The sequence below is a fragment of the Candidatus Paceibacterota bacterium genome, from assembly GCA_035452965.1.
Taxonomy (GTDB): domain Bacteria; phylum Verrucomicrobiota; class Verrucomicrobiia; order Limisphaerales; family UBA8199; genus UBA8199.
Map to the genome: position 1 here is coordinate 35,393 of DAOTCE010000026.1, position 17,687 is coordinate 53,079.

General features: G+C 62.0%; 12 protein-coding genes and 1 tRNA gene. 5 read left to right on the forward strand and 8 right to left on the reverse strand.

What is annotated here, in order from left to right; all coding sequences use genetic code 11:
- Positions 1-209: 209 nt before the first annotated feature.
- On the forward strand, positions 210-473 hold the full coding sequence (locus tag P5205_16740; protein ID HSA12011.1) for a hypothetical protein: 264 nt from the start codon (positions 210-212) through the stop codon (positions 471-473).
- Positions 474-536: 63 nt separating this feature from the next.
- Here the strand turns inward: P5205_16740 and P5205_16745 are convergent, their stop codons facing one another.
- The 7 genes from P5205_16745 to aceE form a co-directional block, all read right to left on the reverse strand.
- A complete protein-coding gene (locus P5205_16745) occupies positions 537-1,052 on the reverse strand; it encodes an FHA domain-containing protein (protein HSA12012.1) in 516 nt (171 codons plus the stop codon).
- 60 nt (positions 1,053-1,112) lie between these two features.
- Positions 1,113-1,189: transfer RNA gene (locus P5205_16750), tRNA-Pro, on the reverse strand.
- A 99-nt stretch (positions 1,190-1,288) separates the two neighbouring features.
- Positions 1,289-2,704 carry a dihydrolipoyl dehydrogenase gene (lpdA, locus tag P5205_16755; protein HSA12013.1) on the reverse strand — a complete coding sequence of 472 codons (1,416 nt, stop codon included), beginning with the start codon at positions 2,702-2,704 and terminating at the stop codon, positions 1,289-1,291.
- Positions 2,705-2,830: 126 nt separating this feature from the next.
- The gene (locus P5205_16760) at positions 2,831-4,126 is read right to left on the reverse strand and encodes a 2-oxo acid dehydrogenase subunit E2 (protein ID HSA12014.1); all 1,296 of its coding nucleotides are present in this window, start codon (positions 4,124-4,126) and stop codon (positions 2,831-2,833) included.
- Positions 4,127-4,175: 49 nt separating this feature from the next.
- Positions 4,176-5,243: a mannonate dehydratase gene (locus P5205_16765; GenBank protein ID HSA12015.1), complete on the reverse strand. Its 1,068-nt coding sequence runs from the start codon at positions 5,241-5,243 to the stop codon at positions 4,176-4,178.
- An 82-nt stretch (positions 5,244-5,325) separates the two neighbouring features.
- A complete protein-coding gene (locus tag P5205_16770) occupies positions 5,326-6,135 on the reverse strand; it encodes a glucose 1-dehydrogenase (protein ID HSA12016.1) in 810 nt (269 codons plus the stop codon).
- 100 nt (positions 6,136-6,235) lie between these two features.
- On the reverse strand, positions 6,236-8,908 hold the full coding sequence (gene aceE, locus P5205_16775) for a pyruvate dehydrogenase (acetyl-transferring), homodimeric type (GenBank protein ID HSA12017.1): 2,673 nt from the start codon (positions 8,906-8,908) through the stop codon (positions 6,236-6,238).
- Between the two features lie 161 nt (positions 8,909-9,069).
- Between aceE and P5205_16780 the strand changes: the two genes are divergently transcribed.
- The 3 genes from P5205_16780 (at position 9,070) to P5205_16790 (ending at position 13,352) form a co-directional block, all read left to right on the forward strand.
- Positions 9,070-9,789, forward strand: a complete 720-nt coding sequence (locus tag P5205_16780; protein HSA12018.1) for a lipoate--protein ligase family protein — start codon at positions 9,070-9,072, stop codon at positions 9,787-9,789.
- 620 nt (positions 9,790-10,409) lie between these two features.
- Positions 10,410-11,843, forward strand: coding sequence for a neutral/alkaline non-lysosomal ceramidase N-terminal domain-containing protein (locus P5205_16785; protein HSA12019.1), 1,434 nt, complete (start codon positions 10,410-10,412; stop codon positions 11,841-11,843).
- A gap of 33 nt (positions 11,844-11,876) precedes the next feature.
- Positions 11,877-13,352, forward strand: coding sequence for an amino acid permease (locus tag P5205_16790; GenBank protein ID HSA12020.1), 1,476 nt, complete (start codon positions 11,877-11,879; stop codon positions 13,350-13,352).
- A 335-nt stretch (positions 13,353-13,687) separates the two neighbouring features.
- Here P5205_16790 and hcp read toward each other — a convergent pair whose 3' ends face one another.
- Complete coding sequence (hcp, locus tag P5205_16795; GenBank protein ID HSA12021.1) at positions 13,688-15,331, reverse strand: hydroxylamine reductase; 1,644 nt, start codon at positions 15,329-15,331, stop codon at positions 13,688-13,690.
- A gap of 393 nt (positions 15,332-15,724) precedes the next feature.
- Between hcp and P5205_16800 the strand changes: the two genes are divergently transcribed.
- Complete coding sequence (locus tag P5205_16800) at positions 15,725-17,674, forward strand: hypothetical protein (GenBank protein HSA12022.1); 1,950 nt, start codon at positions 15,725-15,727, stop codon at positions 17,672-17,674.
- Positions 17,675-17,687 lie beyond the last annotated feature (13 nt).

Sequence of the window (17,687 nt, forward strand, 5' to 3'; positions counted from 1 at the left end):
ACCGACCAACCGCAGGGACGTTTGACCCCATAAGAAAAACGGCGCAGTCAGCGAAGACTGCGCCGCACCACATGAAAACCCTAACCTAACCCTGCTTAATTCGACCACGAGCAAGGGATTCTGTTCAATCTTCCTTTCCGGCCTGGCGAAAACCATGCTGAATATGGTGACAAACACAGCCAGACAGGCTACTATAGATCCTCAGATGCATGAGAACGAATGGGAAGCCGCCTGACGCAACGGAACTCGAAGCCGAGCTGGCAAGACTAAACGCCTTGGTTCGGGAACGGCGCAAGCAGCTCGACCGCCTGGAGAAGTGTCCGAACAAGGACTGCCCGTGTCGTTTCGTGTGGCGGGAGCACGTGGAGAAGAATCTGGCCGGCCAAATAGGAAAGATCCGGCGAGAGGTCCGCAAAGCCCCCGCCCAGCCCGCCAAATCCAAGCGCCGGCTCCAACGGCGTGCGGCCAGGTAAGAGATTCCTGCTCTTACCGCCGACCTTGGCGCAGACGGTCCTTCTGAGCCGCGCTGGGGGCGGCTATTTCCCAATCGTCGAGGCGATGTAAATCAGCAGGGCCAGGATCACCAACCCAAGCACCACTCCAACGAGAATGAAGATCTGGTTGACCTTGTTGTCCTTCTTGGAGAAGCCCGCGCTCTTAGTGTCGAAACCGGGGCCGGTGTGCGCGTAATCAAGCTCGCTGGCTTTCACGCCGCCGGCGATTACGGTGGTGCGGTCGAATTGCTTCCTCGGGGGTGCGCCGGCCGCGTCGGCCTCAAGGCGCATCTGGACCTGGCCCAGTCGGAGGATTTGGCCTGGTTTGAGGACACTCTGGGTCACCTTCTCCGCGCCGATGAAGGTGCCGTTGGTGGAGTTCAGGTCGCGTACCATCACGTCGCTGCCGCGCAGCAGCACTTCGCAGTGGTGGCTGGAGACGGACGGTTCGGCAATCTGGAAGTTGTTGTCCTCCACCCGGCCGATGGTGGTCTTTTCGGCACTCAATTCATGCGAGCGCCCCGTCATTCCCGCGCTGAGGAGAACAAGCTTTAGCATAAATCACGTATCCACCGCCATTATGGCTGGAGACCGCTCTGCGACAAGTGGCAGTCAAAATGGTCGGGGCGGTGAGATTTGAACTCACGACCTTCTGAACCCCATTCAGACGCGCTACCAAGCTACGCTACGCCCCGAACCATTTCGCTGGCCGCAAACAGCCAACTGAAGCTAATGGTAATCGGTCGGATGCCGACCGCAAGAACTAAAGATTTGGCGCCGACTGAGCCCGGCGGTTACGACTTTTTCCGTGCCATTGTGTGGGTGGCGTGGCCGTAGAAGGCCTCTGCCGCCTCCATGAGCGTCTCCGACAACGTGGGGTGCGGGTGGACGGCAAGGGCCAGGTCTCTCGCCGTTGCCCCCATTTCGACGGCCAGCACACCCTCAGCAATCAATTCCCCAGCCCCCTGCCCTACGATTCCGACACCCAGAATTCGCTCGGTGTCCGGCTCAATGATCAGCTTGGTCAGCCCTTCAGGACGGTCGAAGGTCAACGCCCGCCCGGAAGCCGCCCACGGGAACTTGCTCACTTGCACGGGAATGCCCTTGGCCTTCGCTTCCGCCTCAGTCAACCCGCACCACGCCACTTCGGGGTCGGTAAACACGACCGCCGGGACGATGATATCCACAAACGCACTCTCCTCACCCGCGATGACTTCGACGGCAATGCGTCCTTCCTTGGTGGCTTTGTGAGCCAGCAGCACACCGCCTACGATGTCGCCGATCGCGTATATGGCCGGGTCGGTCGTTTGCTGCTTCTCGTTGACGTGGATGAAGCCCCTCTCGTCAAAGGAGACTTTGGTGTTCTCCAGGCCGAGGTCCTCGGCGTTCGGAGCGCGGCCAACAGCGACCAGCACTCGGTCGTAGAGTTCCTCCCGCTTCTCGCCCGCGGTCTCGGACACAACTTTGATTTGCTTGCCGCTGGTGGACATCTTGCCGACTCTGCTGCTCAGCCGGACTTCTTTGAAGGCCTTCTTTGCGTAAGCCACGATAGGCCGAGCCAGGTCGGGGTCGGCCCCCGCCAGAATGCTGTCCAGCGCCTCGATCAGCACGACCTTGCTGCCGAAGGTGGCATACACCGTTCCCAACTCCATGCCGATGTAGCCGCCGCCGATCACCAGCAGGTTCTCGGGGATGTCCTCAACCTCCAACGCCTCGGTTGAAGTCATCACCCGCGGGTTGCCCAAATCGAAATCGCGGGGCATCGCCGCCTTGGAGCCGATGGCGATGATGGCGTGGTCGTACTGGATAAACTGCTGGCCTTGCTCGGTCTCGACACGGAGGGTGTGCGAATCCTCAAAGTAGCCCCGCCCATGCATGATCTGCACCCCGCGCAGCTTTGCCAGTTGCGCCACGCCGCCCGCCAATCGAGTCAAGATGGACTCCTTCCAAGCTCGCAGCCTGGCCACGTCAATGGCTGGCGCGATGAAAACAATGCCGCGCTGCTCGGACTCCCGCGCGGCGGTGATCGTGTGGGCAGCGTGGAGCAAGGCCTTGGACGGGATGCAGCCCTGGTTTAAACAGACACCGCCCAGGCGTTTCTCGCGCTCGACCAGGATGACTCGCTTGCCCAGGTCCGCCGCGTAGAAGGCCGCGGCGTAGCCGCCCGGCCCGGCACCCACAACGACAATTTCAGTTTTGATCGGGTCCATAAAAAGCGCTCAGCGGAATACAGAGTTGCTAAGTGACGGAGTTCCGGAGTGAAGTGGAGCGCCGCGAGCAGCCAACACCCGGCTGACCATCATCCCCCCGCTCAATCATTCCACCACTCCGCCCGGTCATATCTTCACATCCTCTTCCCGGAAGTTCTCGAAAGCCTGCACAAGGTCCACTGTGAAGCGAGCGGCGGCGCCGCCGTCGATCACGCGGTGGTCATAGGAAAGCCCGATCGGCAACATCAACCTCGGCTCAATCCGGTCCTCCCGCACCACGGCCTTCATCGCGCCGCGGCCCAGGCCGAGTATCGCCACCTCGGGCTTGTTAACGATGGGTGTGAAGTGCGCCCCGCCAATTCCGCCCTGATTGGAGATGGTAAATGTGCCGCCTTTCAGCTCCTCCGCCGACAGTTTGCGCGCACGCGCCTTGCCGGCCAATTCCTCCAACTCCAGCGAAAGCGCCAGCAGGCCCTTCTTGTCCGCGTCGCGAATCACCGGAACGATCAAACCTGCCTCCGTATCCACCGCCAGGCCAAGGTGGTAGTAGTTCTTGATGACGATCTCCTGTGCAACCTCGTCGAGGCTGGCATTGAAGATCGGATGCTTCTTCAGCGTATCCACGACCACCTTCAACGCAAATGAGGTCAGGGTAAGCCGGGCGCCCTTCTGCTCATAGGCAGCAGCATATTTCTTGCGCAAGGCCATCAGGGCGGTGATATCGGCCTCGTCGAACTGCGTAACGCGAGGGGTGGTGTCCCAGCTTTCCGCCATCCGGCGGGCGATCACGGCGCGCAGGGGAGAAAGCGGTTGTCTGGAAATCGGGCCCCATTGGGAGAAGTCAATCTGCTGGGCGGGCGGCTTCGAGGGCGCCGCAGCGCTTGTGCCGCGGGGGGCCACCGCGAGCCGCTGAAGTCGTTGGATATAGGCACGCACGTCCTCCAGCAGGATTCGCCCGCCGCGGGCGCTGCCCCGGACACGGGAGAGGTCAATGCCCAAATCGCGCGCCAGCTTCCGGAGGGATGGAGCGGCGGCAGGCGTCCCTCCCGGTTTCGCCTCGGCGCTAAGTTCCGGGAACTCCTCCTCCGCAGCGGTTGGCACCTGCTCCGGGGACGGCGTCTGGATTAGGCGCTCGCGACTCTTCCGGGGGGCCGACTCTGCCACTGCGACCGGCCCTGCACTGGCTTGGCCGCTTTCGCGGAGTGACAGAATTCGCTGCCCTACCCTTATCTTCTCACCCGCCTTCACAAACACCTCCGCGACCGTCCCCGCAGCGGTGGATGGAATGGTGGCGACGGCTTTTTCGTTCTCCAGTTCCAGGATAGGCTGATCCTTGGCCAGCGTGTCGCCCTCTTTAACGAACAAGCTCACCACGGTGCCTGAATCGGCACCTTCACCCAGAGGCGGAAGTTTCAAGTCCATACGTCGGTGCGCAGCAATGTGCACAAAAAGAACATAACCGCCAGCAAAATCAAGCGTCGCAGGCTTGCATCCCCGCCCGCAGGTAGCCGAGGGCGTAGGCCATGCCGGCGTGCCACGGAGCGGAACAGGTCACCTGTGGCGCGTGGTCGGGAATGATCACTCCTTGAAAGTCATTCTGCTTGAGAATGCGCAGGACGCGAAGAACATCCACATCGCCGTCGTCAATGAACGTCTCCTTATAGAACGGCACCTTTCCGCGGACGTTGCGCAGGTGGACATAGGCCAGCTTGCCTTGTCGGCTGTAGGTGTCCACAGCCTCGCAGACATCGCCCTCCGTCATCTCGGCCAGCGTGCCGACGCAGAACTCCAACGCGTTGCGCGGGCTCGGCTTGAGGTCGAGTAGCTTCTGGTAGAGGCGTGGTTGATAGACCAGGCGCGGTTGGCCGCGGACGGTCGGCAAGGGTGGGTCGTCCGGATGCGCCGCCAGGGTGACGCCTGCTTCCTCCGCCACGGGAATCACTTCCTGCAGAAAGCCTTGCACGCGCTCCCAAAGCTGGTCGTTCGTCGCGGAAGGCACAGCCCCGGCGGATGCGCTGCGGTCATAGACCATATTCCACACCATCCCCTTTGGCAGCGGCTCGTCGAACGCGCCGTTCATGCCCACCGCTTCCGCGCCGCCCCGCGCGAAGGGCCCCTTCACTCGGCCAGCCACCCCCGCAATGGAAAAGTTGTAACCCAGGATCGGAATGCCAGCCTCGCCAAGGTTGCGGATGGTGGACTTGACGTTTTCCAGATGCTGCGCCTTCTGAGGTCCATCGAGCAAGATGTCGTGCCAATGGGCGGGGTCGAGGTTCTCGATGGCCTCCAGCTCCAATCCTGCAGCGTTGATCTGCCGCTTGAGGGCCGTCAGTTCTTCGCACGTCCATAAGCCATGCGGGTCCCCAGCCAAGCCCCAGCCGGTATCATCCCCAACCGGCTGGTCGCCTGGTTGGTTGCTGCGGGAAGAACGGAAGTAATCCACCAAGTGCGCCACAATGTGAGTGCAGCCGCATTGCCGGGCAAACCGGTAGTGTTCCTCGTTCAACTGGTGGCGGTAGAGCCCGAGACCGAGTTTCATACTTGGCAGTGATTCACACGGAGCGCGAGCTGGGACGGGCCTGCGCCTCGGCACCGGTCTGGGTGGTTACCACAGGCATAGTCTAGAAACCGATACTCACTCCACCATCCACCGGCAGGACGATCCCCGTCACGAACTTCGCAGCGGGCGAGCAGAGATAAACCGCCGCCGCGCCAATATCCTCCGGCTCCCCGAACCGGCCCAAGGGGGTGCGAGCCAGGATTCGCCGCTTGCGCGCCGGGTCGCCAGCCATCGCCTGACGCGACATATCCGTCTCAATCCAGCCCGGCGCAATGGCGTTGACGCGCACACCCGATGGCGACACCTCGGTCGCCAACGCGCGGACCATGCCCGGAAAGGCGCTCTTGGCTGCACTGTAGGCAAAGACGCGCGGGACGCCAAAGAGCGCCGCCATCGAGGCAACGAGGATAATCGAGCCATGCCTGCGCCGAAGCATCGCGGGCAGCACTGCTCGCGTGAGAGCATGAGTCCCGAGAACGTGCGTCTTGAATACACCCATGAACTCGTCTTCGCTGGTCTCCAGAGCACGTTTCTTAAGGTGAATGCCGGCGTTGTTAACCAGAATCGTAATCGGGCCAAACAATGCTTCAGCCCGGGCAACAACCTTGGGAACGTCTTTAACCTTAAGCACGTCGCATGTGACATAGCCAGCCTGCGGTCCGATGGCAGCCGCTCCCGACTTCAGCACGGCCGCCCGGCGCCCGGCGAGGATCACCCTGGCCCCGGCCAGGGCCATGCTCCGCGCAATCGCCAAGCCCAGCCCCGTGCCACCGCCGGTGATCAAGGCCGTCTCACCATCCAGCCGGAATGGGTTGTCAGTGTCCGCCGCAGCTGCCGCTGCTCTGCGCGGCTTAATTGTTCTCCTTCTCATTTCGCAAAACTGCGAGTTAGCTGGCCCCACTCTGCCTGTCGCATGGTTTGACACCACGCCCATGATCCGCTGCATGCATATCGCTTGTCGCCATGACCCACTACCAGCTCGCCAGCTCCGGATAGGCCTTGTCGGGGTCCATACCCAGGTCTTTGATCGCCCTGGCCACCACCCGCCGGTCCACCATGTCCTTTGCCGCCAGCGCGTGCAGCGTGGCGATCACAACCGATTCGGCGTCCACTTCAAAAAAGCGGCGCAGCCGCTCGCGCGTCTCGCTGCGGCCGTAACCGTCCGTGCCCAACGTCGTCAGCCCCCCAGGCACCCACGGCGCAATCTGGTCAGGCACAATCTTCATGTTGTCCGACACAGCCACGAAGACCCCCTTTTCGTCCGCAAGGACATTCTCTACGTAACACTTCCTGGGCGGCTCAGTCGGGTGCAGCATGTTCCAGCGTTTGGCCCCCAGCGCGTCATTGCGCAGCAATTTGTAGCTGGTCGCGCTCCAGACATCGGCCGAGACACCGAATCTCTCAGCCAGAATCTCCTGTGCCCGCAGCGCCTCGCGGATAATCGGTCCGCTGCCCAGCACATGCGCCTTGACCGCTTTCCTGGCAGGCCCCGCCTTGAACTTGTAGAGGCCCTTCAAAATTCCCTCCGCCACGCCCTCGGGCATGGGCGGCATTTCGTGGTTTTCGTTGTACAGTGTCAGGTAGTAAAACACTTCCTCCCCTTCGGTGTACATCCGGCGCAGGCCGTCGGCGATAATCACCGCCACCTCGTACGTGAACGCCGGGTCGTAGGTGCGCAGCGTTGGAATCGTACTCGACAGGATCAGGCTGTGGCCATCTTGGTGCTGCAGGCCCTCGCCGTTGAGCGTGGTGCGGCCCGAGGTGGCGCCGAGCAGAAAGCCCTTTGCCCGCATATCGCCCGCCAGCCACATCAGGTCGCCTATGCGCTGGAAACCGAACATCGAGTAATACGTGTAGAACGGAATCATGGGCAGGCCGTGCGTCGCGTAGGAAGTGCCCGCCGCCAGAAACGAAGCCATCGCCCCGGCTTCCGTAATGCCCTCTTCGAGGATCTGCCCGTCTTTCCTCTCGTTGTAGTAAAGCAGCGACTTGCTATCCACCGGCTCGTAAAGCTGCCCTTTGGAGGAATAGATCCCGACCTCGCGGAACAGCGCGTCCAGGCCAAACGTGCGCGCCTCGTCCGGGATGATCGGCACAATCTGGCGCCCGATGGCCTTATTGCGGATCAGTGTGCTCAGCAGACGCACAAATCCCATCGTTGTGGACATTTCCGTCCGCGCTGTGCCTTTGAGCAAGTCGCCGAATGTCTCCAGCTTCGGCACCTCGAGCGGCTTGGCCTGCACGACGCGTTGGGGCACGAACCCGCCGAGCTTTGCGCGCTGCCCCAACAAGTACTTGGTTTCTCGGCTCTCCGGCGCGGGGCGGAAGAACGGGGTCTCCGCTATCTCCTCATCGCCTATGGGAACGCCAAACCGGGCGCGGAATGACCGCAGTTCCTTCTCGTTGAGCTTTTTCTGCTGATGCGTGATGTTGCGTCCTTCGCCGGCTTCACCCAGACCGTAGCCCTTGACGGTTTTGGCCAGGATCACCGTTGGCCGGCCTCTGTGCTCCATTGCGGCTTTGTAGGCGGCATAGACCTTGCGCGAGTCGTGGCCACCCCGCAGCAACTTGTGGATCTGCTCGTCCGTCAGGTGGTTTACCAACCCCAACAGCTCAGGATATTTGCCGAAGAAATGCCGGCGCGTGTAACTGCCAGGCTCAACGGAGTATTTCTGGTAGTCGCCGTCCAAAGCCTCTTCCATCCGCCTGAGCAGCAGCCCCGTCTTGTCGGCAGCCAGCAGTTCGTCCCACGCCGTGCCCCAGATCACCTTGATGACGTTCCAGCCCGCGCCCTGAAAGGCGGCCTCCAGTTCCTGGATGATCTTGCCGTTGCCGCGCACCGGCCCGTCAAGCCGCTGCAAGTTGCAGTTGACCACCCAGACTAGGTTGTCCAGCCCCTCCCGCGACGCGAGCGTCAACGACCCCAGCGTCTCCGGCTCATCGGTTTCCCCGTCTCCGATGAAAGCCCACACCTTCGGCTCTTCGCCTTCGATGAAGCCTCGTGCGCGCAAATAGCGGTTGAAGCGGGCCTGGTATATCGAAAGCAGTGGCCCCAGCCCCATGGACACGGTCGGGAACTGCCAGAACTCCGGCATTAGATACGGGTGCGGGTAGGACGACAAGCCGCCGTCTTCGGACAATTCCTGGCGGAAATTGTGCAGGTGCCGCTCCTCCAACCGCCCTTCCAGGAACGCCCGCGCGTATATCCCGGGTGTGGCGTGGCCCTGGAAATAAACCATGTCCCCCGCGAAATCCCCGGTGCGCGCTCGGAAGAAGTGGTTGAATCCCACCTCGCACAGCGTCGCCGACGAAGCGTAAGTCGAAATATGGCCGCCCAGGCCACTGTGCTCGCGATTCGCGTTGACCACCATCGCCATCGCATTCCACCGGATGAAGCTCTTGATCCGCCGTTCCATCTCCCAATCCCCGGGAAACGGGGCCTGTTTATCAGCCGGGATAGTATTGATGTAAGGAGTGCTTACCACCCTCGGCACCTCGACGCCGCGCGCCCGCAAGCGTTCCGTGAGGCCAAGCAGGAAGCCCGCCGTCTTTTGCGGTCCCTGGTCCTTGAGCGCAAACTCCACCACTCTCTCCAGCGACTCGAGCCACCGCTCTTCTTCGGTTTGTTCCGGCGCCGGCAGCACTTGCAGGTCAGGCGCGGAGTAATCTTGTTCTGTGTTTGGCACTTTCACTTTGTCATTCCTGAGATTCTTACTTAAACTCTCACTGGTTGCGCGTCAAACGACTCAAGGCGGGTTGTATTACAGCGCAAGGCCCGCGTATTGTCAGCCAAATACTATAGCACATGAAACTCTGCGACCTCACGCTGGCGACCCCCGAGGAGAACCTCGCTTGCGACGAAGTCCTGCTCAACCTCTGCGAGGCCGGTGAGAGCGATGAACTCCTCCGGCTTTGGGCGCTCCCGGAGTATTTCGTCGTGCTTGGCTACGCCAATAAGGCCGCGACCGAAGTGAACCTCCCCTACTGCCACAAGCACACCATCCCCGTCCTGCGGCGCTGTTCGGGAGGCGGAGCCGTCCTGCAAGGCCCGGGTGTCCTGAATTATTCCTTGGTCCTGCGCATGGACCACTGCGGTCCCTTCCACAGCATTCACGCCACGAATCGCCTCATTCTCGAACGCCACCGCGACACGTTGGCCCCGCTGCTCATGGCTCCTGTCGAGTGGCGCGGTCAAACCGACCTGGCGATCGGCGGGCTCAAGTTTTCCGGCAACTCCCAGCGCCGCCATCGCCGCTTCCTGTTGTTCCACGGCTCGTTCCTGCTCCACCTTGATCTGAGCCTGGTGGAAAAGACCCTCCCACAACCTTCCCGCCAGCCGGATTACCGCCTCAACCGATCGCATTCCGACTTCCTGATCAACCTGAACGTTCCGCCACACGCCTTGAAGACTGCCCTCGCCAAGGCCTGGAAGGCCACCATCCCGCTTGCACCGATTCCCCTCGATTTGATCACTCGCCTCGTCGGAGAAAAGTACGCACTCGACGAGTGGAATCTGAAATTCTAACCCTCATCCGAGAGGTTGTTCCAAGGGTGGGGGCAGTTCGAGCGACCGGAGCTTGCCAGTCAACGCTGGTAACCAATGGACTTCGAATAGCACACACCTCATAACTGCCCCAGTTACTTCCGGGACATGCCAACGGTGGTTCTCACCCGCACCACCCGGATAGCCGAGGCTCAGGGATTAGGTGGTCATCATTGCTCCCCAGCCAGAACCAGATGACTCCCCTCCCGACCTCCAAATCCTGCGCACTGTCCATATTTTGGACAGTGATGCTGCCGCTTGCCTCTTCCAGTCCCCGCTGGTTCCGGCTCCCCTGGCTGGCTGATACGGTGCCGATGCGGTGGCGCTACGGTGTGGTTCCCATGGGGGTCGGCCCCCATGGGAACCACACCGTGACCTAACCGCACTGACACGCCATCCACAAGCCAAAGCAGTCAAGAAACCATGGTAACGGCGCCGTCGCCCATCTGGCGGGTGTGCTGGAGGCAAGAATTGGAGTGCGAGACGGCGGATCGCCAGCGGGGTTCCCCGGAAATCCACAGAGGACCCTATTTGTGGCACGGGATGGCTGTGAATTCCTTTGACGTCCAAGACACAGGTGACGATCTTACCTGCTCCTGAGCATGAATTACATCACACGAAAGCTACTGCTTTATTTCCTGCCAGCTTTGTGCCTCCTCGTTGGTTGCAGCCACGTCAACCAGACAGCATCTCCTGCCCCGCCGCTGCATGTCGGCGCAGCGGAGGTGGACATCACTCCGCCCGTCGGCTATCGCATGGCGGGCTATTTCAACGAGCGCATCTCGACCGGCATTCACGATCCGCTCCACGCCAAGGCAATTGTGCTCCAGCAAGGCCGTCAGCAGGTTGCGCTGGTCGCCTGCGACCTGATCGGCGTGCCGCTGAGTGTTTCAACCGCCGCGCGCGCCCAGGCCAGCCAGCGGTCTGGCATACCGGCCGCCAATATCGTCATCTGCGCGACGCACACCCACACCGGGCCGCTGTACGAAGGACCGCTGCGCGAATACTTCCACGAAGCCGCCCTCAAGAAGAACCAGACCGACCCGCAGGAAAAAGTGGATTATGCCGCTTTCCTAACCGATCGGCTGGTGAACGTTATCGCCGCGGCCCAGGCGACTCTTCGCCCGGCGCAACTGCAGGCCGGCATTGCGAAGCAGGAGGGGCTTTCATTCAATCGCCGTTTCTGGATGAAGAACGGCACCGTGGTCTTCAACCCCGGCCAACTCAATCCCGATATCGTGCGCCCCGCGGGACCTATTGACCCGGATGTTGGCATCCTGCTCGCGCGCGGCCTCGACGCGGCACAACCTTTCGCGGGTCTGACCGTCTTCGCCGTGCACTCCGACACTGTGGGCGGCACGGAATACAGCGCGGACTACTCGTATTTCCTCCAACAGACGCTCCGCGGCGCGTTCGGCCAGCAATTCACCTCGACCTTGGGCCTGGGTACATGCGGCGACCTCAACCACATCAATGTCAACGAAGCGCCCGCCTCCCGGCAGAAGTTCCAGATTGCCGAGCGCATCGGTGACACACTCGGGCGGGTGGTCGTTGAGCAATCGAAGCAACTACCGACCCTCTCGAAGCCCGCCCTGGCCGCTCGAAGCGCCGTCGTGCGGGTGCCCTTCCAGCAGGCCACACCGGAAGAGATCGCCGAGGCCCGTGCGGTCATGGAGAAATTCTATGACAGGGACACCCCATTCCTTACCAAGGTGGCTGCCGTTCGCACGCTCGATCTGGCCCGTCTGAGCCCGCGTTACCCACTGGAGGTGCAGGTGTTCCGCCTGGACGCCGAAACCGCAATTGTCTGCCTGCCGTGCGAGATTTTCGTCGAGTTGGGCCTGGCCATCAAGCAGGCCTCTCCCTTCCAGCGCACGATGGTGATCGAGATCTGCAACGATCGCCCGAGCTACGTCCCAACGCTCAAGGCCTTCGGCGAGGGCAGCTACGAAGTCACCAACGCCCGCGTCAAGCCCGGCGCCGGCGAGATGCTGGTGGACGCGGCGGTGAAATTGTTGAAGGAAGTGAGGGAGTAGACTGCGGTCCACACTGCTCACGCCCTCGCACCAATGACCCCGTCCGGCCCTCCTCGCCCTCCCAGCCCCAGCCTCCTTCCCACTCTCGGCCTGTTCACCACTGTGATGCTGGTCATCGGCGGTGTCATCGGCTCGGGCATCTTCCGCAAGCCCGGCGTCATGGCGGCACAGGTCGGCTCGCCCGAGCTGCTCCTGGGTGTCTGGGTGCTGGCCGGTGTGCTCACCCTGTTCGGTGCGCTCACCAACGCCGAGATCGCCAGCATGATCCCGGAAACCGGCGGCCAGTACATCTACTTCGAGCGTATGTATGGCCCGTTCCTGGCCTTCCTGTATGGCTGGGCCATCTTCGCCATCATCCAATGCGGGTCCATCGCAGCGATCACTTACGTCTTCGCTGAATATGCCACCCACTTCCTCCCCCTGCCCGAACTTCCGGCCACCCTCGCCGCCTGGTCCTTCCATGTCCCGTTCGTCGGCGACGTCTCGCCTCTCAAGGAAATCGGCGTCAAATGTCTCGCCGCTGCCGTCATTGTCCTCCTCACCGCCATTAACTACCTCGGCGTCCGGTTTGGCGGCCTGGTGCAGAACATCTTCACTATTGCCAAGGTCGCCGCCATGTTGCTGCTGGTAATCGCCGCATTCTGTCTGCCGACCGGCGGATCCACAGCGAACCTCACCACCCCCAGCGCCCATATCCATCTCACCGGCCTGGCCCTTGTCGCCGGCATCGCCGCCGCCCTCCAGGGCGCCTTCTGGGCCTACGACGGCTGGAACAAACTCACCTACATCGCCGGCGAAGTGAAACAGCCCCAGCGCAACATCCCCCTCGGCCTCTTCTGGGGAATGCTCGCTGTCACTGCCGTTTACCTGCTCATCAACGTCGCCTACGCTTACGTGTTGCCTATAGACCAGATGGCCCAGTCCAAGCTTGTCGCCGCCGACGTTGCCGAACGATGCTTCGCCGGCGGCGGACGCTGGATCGCCGCCGCCGTCATGGTCTCCACCTTCGGTACCGCCAACGCCACCATCCTGGCCACCGCCCGCCTCTACTACTCCATGGCCCGCGCGGATTACTTCCCCCGCCCCCTCGCCCGTGTCCATCCCCGCTTCCACACCCCTGCCGCATCGCTGGTCGCCCAAGGCATCTGGAGCGCCCTGCTCCTCTTCAGTGGCACCTTCGACACCCTCACCGACACCCTCATCTTCGTGAGCTGGTTCTTCTATGCCGCCAGCGCCTACGGCATCTTCGTCCTCCGCCGCAAAATGCCCGACGCCCCACGCCCCTACAAAGTCCCCGGCTACCCTTTTGTCCCCTGGACCTTCGTCATCTTCTCCGTGCTCTACCTCGGCTTCACCATCTACAACGACGTGATCGGCTACCAGGCCGCTGTGGCCGCCGGCAAACCCGCCCTCATCAACTCCGCCTTTGGCACCGCCCTCACCCTCATCGGCGCCCCCCTCTACCTCTTCTACCGCTCCCGCCAACCCGCTCGCTCCCGCAGCGCATAAAATGCAGGCTGCACTCTCCCCGGCGAACCGACGCCTCGCCTTTTGGACTGCGGCGGCAGAGCGCAGCGGCGACGCCGCTTTTCCGGAATCGGCATGCCTCCGAAAGCGGCGTGGCGCTTCGCTTCCCGCCACACTCCAAAAGCTGTGCGAGACCTGTCGGCCTGAGAAATCGCGCCGACTCACGCGTACCGCCCTCCAGGGCCAGTCCCTTCTGCGTCAAAGAAAAGGGGCGCGGTTCTGGCGAGCCGCGCCCCGTTATATTGGCAGGCAGCGCTGTTCCCAGCGCGCCCTGCTCCATCACTCCGCCACGCCGCTTTCGTGTCGGCTCACGCCGCCTAATTCAGAATGGCCGCGATATCCGATTGCGCATCCTTGATCGGCATCAGGTTGAACTTCTCCACCAGCACGTTCAGCACGTTCGGGGTCACGAACGCCGGCAATGTCGGCCCCAATCGGATGTTCCGGATGCCCAGGTAAAGCAGCGTCAGCAGGATCGCCACCGCCTTCTGCTCGTACCATGACAACACCAGCGACAGCGGCAGATCGTTCACCCCGCAGTTGAACGCCTTGGACAGGGCGACCGCGATCTGGATCGCCGCGTAGGCGTCGTTGCACTGCCCGATGTCCAACAGGCGCGGAATCCCGCCAATGGTTCCAAAATCCAGCTTGTTGAACCGATACTTACCGCACGCCAGGGTTAGGATTACGCAATCCTCCGGCAGCGATTCGGTAAACTCGGTGTAGTAGTTCCGTCCCGCCCGCGCCCCGTCGCAGCCGCCCACCAGGAAGAAATGCCGGATCGCCCCGGTCTTGACCGCGTCAATTACCTTGTCGGCTACGCCGAGCACGGCGTTGTGGCCAAACCCGACCAGGATCGTCTTGTCCGGCCCGTCTTCGCTGAACCCGGGCGCTGCCAATGCCGCCTCGATCACCGGGGCGAAATCGCCGTTCGCGATATGGGGAATCCCCGGCCAGCCCACGTGGCCCGCAGTGAAGATGCGACGCTTGTAGCCTTCCTGCGGCTCCTGCAAGCAATTCGTCGTCATCAGGATCGCCCCCGGGAATGCCCGGAACTCGTCCCGCTGGTCCTGCCAGGCCCCGCCGTAGTTGCCCACCAGGTGCCGGTATTTTTTGAACTTCGGATAACCGTGCGCTGGCAACATCTCACCGTGGGTGTAGACATTGATCCCCATGCCCTCCGTCTGCTGCAAGAGCTTCTCAAGGTCTTTCAGGTCGTGCCCCGATACGAGAATGGCCTTGCCTTTCACCGGCTCGACGCGCACCGGCGTCGGCACCGGATGCCCATAAGTGCTGGTGTGCGCATGGTCGAGAATCTCCATCGTCTTGAGGTTAATCTCCCCGCACTTGAGACACATCGCGAGCAACTGATCCTCCGACGGCGTCTCTTCCGCCAGGCAGCTCAGTGCCTCCTCGAAAAACGCGTAGACCTCATCCGCCTCCTGCCCCAGAATCTGGGCGTGATCCGCGTAGGCCGCTGCGCCCTTGATCCCATAGACCAGCAGCTCCTGAAGCCCGTTGATGTCCGGCCCGAGCTTGTCCTTCCGTGTCAGGACGGACACTATTCTGCCCTGCGCTACCAAACCCTCCTGCGTTGGCGCGGGCGCCCACGTGCTGGGACCGTTTACCGTCTCGGGTGTCTTGCCCGCCTTGCGCGCCGCCGCTTCATACATCGCCTTGGCCTTGTCGCGCACCTGCGCCGCCTCGCGCAGCGCGGCCGCAATAGCCTCCGCGTCGAAGTTCACGTTCGTCACCGTGATGAACATGGCCTTAAGGATGAACCGGTCCACCGCCGGGTCTTTGGCCCCCAGCCCGCGCGCCCGGTGCGCGTACTGCGCAATTCCCTTGGCGGCATGCACCAGCAAGTCTTGCAGAATGGCGCTGTTCTCGTCCTTGCCGCAGACCGAAAAGTCCTGGCACCCCACACCTCGCGAAGTCTGTTCACACTGATAACAAAACATGTAGCCTTTCTTTCGTTGTATTCTATTCGTTGATGTTTCACCGCTGGTCATCCGTGCCGACGGTTATATGTCGCGGAGACTATGCCCGGACTCCGCGACCCGCGTCTTGATATAAGTCATGCTTTTCAAAGTAAACTTAAATAGCATCCAGACCAATGATTGCCGCCCACCACCGGCACTCCTGCTGGCCGGCGGCGCTGGCGCCAGTCTGGAGCGTAGTGGGAGACATCCTGCCCGGCGGGGTGGCCTTCTCACAGCTAATTGGAGCTGGTCCGGGCAACAGTATGCCCGCCGCCACAAGGTGGCGCTGTATGGATGGGTTCGCGCTGGCGCAGCGTCACACTGTTTTCTTGCCCCCACAACCCAGCCGGCCTAGTATGACTGGTACAGACCATGAAACTGATCCGCCTCCCCCGGTTCGCCGTTCTGCTTGGCAGCATCTTCCTCCTTTCGCACCTCCCCTGCGCGGCTGAATCTCCCTTCCTCTATGGCATCTTCGACGGCGGCGACCCCGACCCCGCCGACGCCTCCGAATATCTCGGCCACATCTCCAGCGGCGCCGGCCCCGGCTGGGTCACCGTCACCGTCTCCATCGGCGCCAACACCAACGACACCTGGGGCAAGGACTACCGCTTCCTCAGCAACCTCGGCCACACTGTCATCGGCCGCATCAATCACGGCTACTTCCCCATCGGCACCATCCCCCTGACCAACAAGTACGACGACTTTGCCATCCGCTGCGCCAGTTTCGTCACCAATTCCCAGGGCTGCTCCATCTGGACCATCGGCAACGAGCTCAACATCGCGGGCGAATGGCCCTTCGACACCAACCGCAACGTGGCCCCGTTCGTCACGCCCGGGCAGTACGCCCTCTGCTACCGCAAGGTCTATAACGCCATCAAAGCCGTCCGCCCAAACCACATCGTGCTGCCCCAGGCGCCCGCCTGTTTCTCCGGCCCCTTCTCCGCCGGCTCGAACCCTTACGGCCTCAACAACTTTCCCTACGAATCCAACCCGCTGACCTGGGTCCAGTACCTGAACCAGATGCTCACCGCCATCACCACCACCGGCCCCAACCCGCGCCCGCCCGACGGGATCGCCCTCCACCTTGCGTCCCGCGGTTACACCTGCAGCGCTATCCACAGCACGGCCAAAATCGGCAGCCTTTACAGCAGCTTCTACGTTTACCAGGACTGGGTAAACCTCGGCATCCCCTCCAGCCTCTACAACCTCCCGCTCTACGCCACCGAGTGCAACGGCTACTACTTTTGGAAGGGTGGGCATCACGAAAGCCCCCTCTCCCACTATGAACCCGGCTGGATGCAGGAGGTCTATGCCGAAATCAGCCGCTACAACCAGACCGCCGTCGCCACCGGCAAACCGGTTTACCGCTGCGTCAACATGTACCAATGGCCCGAAGGCTACGACAACTGGAACATCAACGGCAGCAGCGACTTCTTCAAAGACGACATCCTCGCTGACCTCGACATCGCCGTAGCCCAGCGCTACACTTGGCCCGGCAATTACGCCGGGATGTTGATTCCAATCGGCATCAACTTCATCCACCCCGGCACCAGCGACGACACCGTCCCCATCTGCGGGAATGGCGGCGTGGTACCCCAGACCGGTTGGATCAATCTCACCGCCGGCGGCACCGGCAGCGGGGTCGCCCTCCAAGCAGGCTTGAGCGTCAGTTGGTTCACCCCGGGTGGCGGCACCCACGAATTCTCCACCCTGCCGAACTCCCCTGCCGACTTCGCTCTCATGCAGGGCTATCTCGACACCGGCAATACCTCAACCTCACTTATCACTGTCAGTGGTGTCAAATTCCCCCTGTACGACGTAATAGTCTATTGCGACGGAGACAATGGGGACGCCGCGCGAGTCGGCAGGTATGTCCTCAGCGGCGCGACCAGCGGCAACGCCACCAAGTATGTCGGCGACCCGGCCTATAGCGACTTCTACGGCACCTACATCGAGGTGGATTCCCCCACTGGCGGCGCCTCCACCCCAGCGGGCAATTACTGCCGCTTCCGCAATGTCCGCGGTGTAGGTTTCACTGTTTCCGCCACGGGTAACTATGGCTCCGACAACCACCCGCGCGCCCCCGTCAACGCCCTCCAGATAGTGCCGATCAATGTGGTCCCTGTTCTGAGCGAGCCTGTCCACAGCGCTGGCCGTTTCGAGTTCTTTCTCAGCGGCGCCACCAATATCAGTTACACAATCCAAGGCTCCACCAACCTGCTTGACTGGGACTTCGTTGCCAACCGCACCGCCCCGGCGCAGGTCTCGCTTTCCTCGGCCGACCACCGCTATCATTTCTTTCGGGCGCTTTTCCAGTAGCGCGGGTCATCTG

Excerpts from the sequence above, each read along its gene's own strand:
- P5205_16740 (HSA12011.1), top strand. The coding sequence starts at position 210 with ATGAGAACGAATGGGAAGCCGCCTGACGCAACGGAACTCGAAGCCGAG.
- P5205_16745 (HSA12012.1), bottom strand. The coding sequence starts at position 1,052 with ATGCTAAAGCTTGTTCTCCTCAGCGCGGGAATGACGGGGCGCTCGCAT.
- lpdA (HSA12013.1), bottom strand. The coding sequence starts at position 2,704 with ATGGACCCGATCAAAACTGAAATTGTCGTTGTGGGTGCCGGGCCGGGC.
- P5205_16760 (HSA12014.1), bottom strand. The coding sequence starts at position 4,126 with ATGGACTTGAAACTTCCGCCTCTGGGTGAAGGTGCCGATTCAGGCACC.
- P5205_16765 (HSA12015.1), bottom strand. The coding sequence starts at position 5,243 with ATGAAACTCGGTCTCGGGCTCTACCGCCACCAGTTGAACGAGGAACAC.
- P5205_16770 (HSA12016.1), bottom strand. The coding sequence starts at position 6,135 with ATGAGAAGGAGAACAATTAAGCCGCGCAGAGCAGCGGCAGCTGCGGCG.
- P5205_16780 (HSA12018.1), top strand. The coding sequence starts at position 9,070 with ATGAAACTCTGCGACCTCACGCTGGCGACCCCCGAGGAGAACCTCGCT.
- P5205_16785 (HSA12019.1), top strand. The coding sequence starts at position 10,410 with ATGAATTACATCACACGAAAGCTACTGCTTTATTTCCTGCCAGCTTTG.
- P5205_16790 (HSA12020.1), top strand. The coding sequence starts at position 11,877 with ATGACCCCGTCCGGCCCTCCTCGCCCTCCCAGCCCCAGCCTCCTTCCC.
- hcp (HSA12021.1), bottom strand. The coding sequence starts at position 15,331 with ATGTTTTGTTATCAGTGTGAACAGACTTCGCGAGGTGTGGGGTGCCAG.
- P5205_16800 (HSA12022.1), top strand. The coding sequence starts at position 15,725 with ATGAAACTGATCCGCCTCCCCCGGTTCGCCGTTCTGCTTGGCAGCATC.